The 4,579-nt window shown below is 68.0% G+C and carries 1 pseudogene; it reads right to left on the bottom strand.

Going from position 1 to position 4,579, the window contains the following annotated elements:
• Nucleotides 1–5: 5 nt before the first annotated feature.
• Nucleotides 6–4,511: pseudogene (locus A5691_RS04100) on the bottom strand (amino acid adenylation domain-containing protein); the annotation flags it as partial.
• Nucleotides 4,512–4,579: the final 68 nt, after the last annotated feature.

The raw sequence follows: 4,579 nt of genomic DNA, 5'->3' as shown, positions 1-4,579 counted from the left end.
AAGCCTCAGCTGCCGGCCGCGCGGGCGATTGACACCACCTGCATCGACAAGATGCTGTCGCCGCCCAGGTCGAAGAACGATTCGTCGACCCCGACCCGGTCCAGCCCGAGCACTTGGGCGTAGATCCCGGCCAGGATCTCTTCGGTCGGGGTCTGCGGTGCGCGGAAGGGCGTGTCGGCAAAGACCGGCGCCGGCAGCGCCTTTCGATCGATCTTGCCGGACGAGGTCATCGGGAACTCGTCGAGCACCATGATCTGCGTCGGCAACATGTAATCCGGCAACCGCGCGCTCAATTGGCGTCGGACGGCGCTGATCCGCGTGTTGTTGCGCGGGTCGTTGGCGGGTTCGTCGTGACCATCGCGGTTCGGCAGGTATACGTCGCTGATGGTCGGGATGCTTCCCTCCGCAGCGGCCGTGAAGACGGCATCAAGCGTGCCCGGTTGAGCGCCCCACGTGACCGCGACGCGATAGCCAATGGCTTCGCCGAGGCGGTGCAGTGCTTCGGGTGTCGCGGTGCCGTTCGATTCCACCCGGGTGGCCTCAGCGAGCGCGTCGGTCAGGGGTAGCCCCGCCGCCAGGCCCTGTCCGATTTGGACGTCGGTGACCAAGCCGGCGCGCGGGATTCCGCATATTCGGATGTCGGCGGGACGGTCGGAGTTCAATCGATTCTGCAGCCCGTTCAAGCCGGCGCAATCGGCCCACGCCCAGGTCGGGGCGGCGCCCAGGGAATGCACCGATGTGGGCGCCTTGTGCACGACGACGTCGTAGCGGTACCGGGTGAGTTCGTTGTCGGCCGCTCCGCGCTTGACTTGGATGTCGAGCGCCGACACCGCCGGATGGCCGGCCGCCCAACCGGTGAAAAACTCTGGGGCGAGCAGGAGTTCGGCCTCGCCGACGACGGCGCGCTGGATGCGGTGACGAAGTTCGGCCGCGTCTGTGTTGCCGCTGCGGGCGAGCGCCACCGCGGTCTGGAATGCGCCCTGCAGGCTGTGGTTGCGGACATCGCCGATGAACAGCGATCCGCCGGGGCACAGGAGTTCCATGACACTGTCGATGAGGTCGGCCAGATACCCCGCGTTGGGGAAGTACTGAACGACCGAGTTGAGGATCACGGTGTCGAAGAAGCCCAGCGGCAGGCCCTCGGTCACGTGGGCGGGTCGAGTCAGCAGCTGGACGCGGTCTCGCCAGGGTAGCTCCAGCCGTTCCAGCGAGCGGGCGAGGTAATCGATTGCCGCCGCGGACATGTCGGTGGCCACGTAACGCTCGCACTGCGGGGCGATTTGTGAGAGAACCAGGCCCAGGCCCACCCCGATCTCCAGTACCCGCCGCGGTCGCAGGGCCATGATCCGGTCCACGGTCAGCGAACGCCATTCCTCCATCTCCGCGAGCGGGATCGGCTCGCCGGAGTAGCTGCTGTTCCATCCCCGGAAGTCGGTGCCGAGCCCGGAGGTGCCGGCCTCGGCGCCGTAGAGGTCGTCGTAGACGTGCTGCCACTGCGCGACGATTTCGTCGTCGTCGTCGTTGTCGGCGGTGGCGGCGTGCTCGAGGGCCACGTAGGCGACGAGGTTGGCGCCGGTTCCGCCGTTGTGCATCGTGGCTGCGGCCATGGTGACGTGCGGGCAGGCCAGCAAGCTGTTCTCGATCTCCCCCAATTCGATTCGTTGTCCACGGAGTTTGACCTGGGTGTCGGCGCGTCCCAAGTAGTCCAGCGTTCCGGCTGCGGTCCAGCGGGCCAGGTCGCCCGTGCGGTACAGGCGTGACCCGGGAACCCCAAAGGGGTTGGCGATGAACCGTTCCGCGGTCAACTCCGCCCGGCCGAGATAGCCGTGCGCGACGGCACGTCCGCCCAGATACAGTTCGCCGACGACGCCGATGGGCGCCGGGCTGAGCCGGGTGTCCAGCACGAGAGCGCACACGCCCGGGACGGGGGTGCCGATTCCCACCGGCTGCCCCGGCGCCAAGGGTCCGCCGCAGGTGGCCCAGATGGTGGCCTCGGTGGGGCCGTAGGCGTTGAACATTCGCCTCTCCGACGCCCAGGCAGCCGCCAACTCGCTTGGGCACGCTTCCCCCGTCGTGATGAGCGTGTCCACCGCGTCGAGGCGGGCGGGGTCCAGCGAGGACAGCACCGACGGGGTCAAGACTGCAGCGTTGACGCGCTGATCACGCAGCAATGCCGTCAACGCCTCGCCCGCAACGGCTTCCGGCGGCGCCACCACCAGCGCCGCCCTCGCCCCGACCGCCAGCAGCAATTCACCGATCGATACATCGAAGGTGGGCGCGGCGAGCATCAGCAGCCGCGTGCCCGCATGCAATCCGAAGAGCTCGCCGAGCGAGGCGATTTCCAGCAGGCCACCGTGGCTGACCGCGACTCCCTTTGGGGTGCCGGTGGATCCGGACGTGAAGATGACGTGGGCGGTGCTGTTGACCGTCAGGGGTGCCAGGCGGTCGGCGTCGGTGATCGGGTCAGCGCTCAGCCCGGATAGGTCGAAGTCGTCGACGCGGAGCACGCGGCGGCCGCCGGCCCAGTCAACGGTGTCGGCGTCGCGGGTCAACACGCAACTCGCGTCTGCGGTGTCCAGCACGGTCGCGATGCGCTCGACGGGGTGAGTCCGGTCGACGGGCACGTAGGTTCCGCCGGCTTTGACGACGGCCCACCAGGTGACCACCAGTTCCAGACACCGATCCATCGCGACCGCCACCGCGCGCTCCGCGCCGACGCCCGCCTCTATCAGTGCGCGCGCCAACCGTGCCGACGCCTCGTCGAGCTCGCGATACGACATCGAGCGGTCACCGTCGACCACCGCCACCGCGTCCGGGTCGGCAGCCGCCGCTGCCGCCAGCAACTGCGGCGCGACTCCCACCTGTGCATCGACCCCGGTGCCCGCCCACGTCGATTGGACCAATTCGCGCTCGCCGCAATCCATCAACGAGATGGCGCCCACCACCACCGCTGGGTCCGCGACCACCGCGTCCAGCACCCGCCCGAACCGGTCGACGAGACGCTCGATGGTGGAGCGGTCGAAGAGATCCGTCGCGTATGTCACCGATCCGGCGGCCCGTGGAGCGGCCGGGTCGTCGGTTGGCACCTCCACCAGTTCGAAGTCCAGGTCGAAGCGCGCCGAGCGGGTGGGCACTGCCCACTGTTCGACGCCGACGCCATCGATCGCGAACGCGTCCGGGCGCACGTTGTTCTGCAGCACCATCAGCACCTGGAACAAGGGGTGGTGCGCGGCCGAGCGCGCGGGATTGAGCTGCTCGACCAACCGCTCGAACGGCACGTCCTGATTGCTGTAGGCGTCCAGGGCTTTATTACGCACCCGCGCAAGGACATCGGTGAACCGGCATGCCGGATCCACTTCCACTCGCAACACCCAGGTGTTTACGAAGAATCCGACCAGGTCGCTGAGCGCACGATCCGACCGCCCGGCGATCGGTGTGCCCAGCACCACGTCGTCACCCACGCCGACCCGGTGCAACAAGACCGCCATGACAGCCTGCAACACCATCGAGGCCGTCGCGTTGTGCGTCGCTGCCAGCTGCTTGATCCCGGCCCAGACCCCCGGCTCGATCAGCAGATCCACCTCGCCGCCGCCGTAGCTGGGCACCGGGGGCCGGACACGATCCGCGGGCAGCGACACGATTTCCGGCAGTCCGGCCAATTCGCCTTGCCAATAGCGCAACTGGCGAGCGATCACACTGTCCGGGTCGGACTCGTCTCCCAGCAGCTCCTGATGCCACAGCGTGTAGTCCACGTATTGCACCGGCAGTTCGGCCCAGTTCGGTATGAGCCCCGCGCATCGGCTTGCGTAGGCGACTCCGATGTCCCTGAACATGGGAGCCAGCGACCAACCGTCAAAGGCGATGTGGTGCAGCACAATCGCGAGCACATGCTCCGCGGGTCCCGTCGAATAGATCTGCGCGCGAATCGGGATCTCCGTCGCCAAATTGAATCGGTGGCTCGCGAGCGCGATCAACTCGCCCGCGACCTCTTGCTGATCGCCGAGCGGCACGACGGTGGTGTCGCCGCGCCGCCACATCCCCGGCTGGGCCGCCAACACCTGCTGGTACGGGACGCCGTCGACGTCCGGGAAGACGGTGCGCAACGACTCGTGGCGGCCGATCAGGTCATCGAGGGCCGCGGTCAGCGCCTCGACGTCCAACTCGCCGGTGATCCGGAAGGCGGTCGGCATGTTGTACGTCGCCACCCCGCCCTCGAACTGGTTGACGAACCACAAGCGGTTCTGGGCGAACGACAGGGGAATCTTCGCGGGACGCTCCCTGCGTCGCAACGGTTTCCGTCGAGTGCCTCCGGCGAGGCGGGGCGCCAACTCGGCGACGGTGGGGGCCTCGAACAGGGTGCGGACCGAGACGTCGGCGTCCAGGTCGGCGTTGACGGCGGCGATCAGGCGCATGGCCGACAACGAATCCCCGCCGAGGTCGAAGAAGGAGTCGTCGATGCTGATGCGGTCGAGGCCGAGGACTTCGGTGTAGATGGTGGTCAGGAGTTCTTCGATGGCGCCGGCGAGCTGGTGCCGCACCGGCAGGTCGCCGCCATGGACCCCTTCATGATGATCTTCAC

The sequence above is a fragment of the Mycobacterium sp. E183 genome, assembly GCF_001667735.1.
In the GTDB taxonomy this organism is placed as follows: domain Bacteria; phylum Actinomycetota; class Actinomycetes; order Mycobacteriales; family Mycobacteriaceae; genus Mycobacterium.
The sequence above is the reverse complement of the archived record's forward strand: the minus strand, read 5'-3'. Positions and strand labels throughout refer to the sequence as shown.